We start from the raw sequence: 337 nt of genomic DNA, 5'->3' as shown, positions 1-337 counted from the left end.
ACGTCGAACGTCCACGACCTGATCTCGTTGGGCCACAACAACGTCACGCTGCCTTCCGCGGGCAGGTAGACGGCCGTGTGCAGGGTGCCGACGCCTGACGCGCCGATCGAGCGGTAGCGCGGCGCGGACAGCATCGCCGACACCGCCTCGAAGGAGGTGTCCCAGTGCTGGGTGAGACCGCGCAACGTCAGGTTGTTGGGCTGCACGCGGTACGCCGCGCGGTCACCCGCCGCGTCCAGCACGGTGATGTCGTGCGTGGTGGCGGTGCGCCAGCCCGTCAGCGCCTCGTCCACGTCGCGCACCACCGCGCAGTGTTCGAGGAGGTGGCGCACCAGCA

Annotated in this window: 1 protein-coding gene; it reads right to left on the bottom strand. The window is 70.0% G+C overall.

Translation table 11 applies throughout. The features are described 5' to 3' along the window. Positions 1–337: hypothetical protein (locus tag ADL03_RS48175; RefSeq protein ID WP_197288135.1), on the bottom strand; the 337-nt coding region annotated here is incomplete at both ends.

The organism is Nocardia sp. NRRL S-836 (genome assembly GCF_001279525.1).
Classification (GTDB): domain Bacteria; phylum Actinomycetota; class Actinomycetes; order Mycobacteriales; family Pseudonocardiaceae; genus Lentzea.
This window is presented reverse-complemented; position numbering and strand designations above follow the sequence as displayed.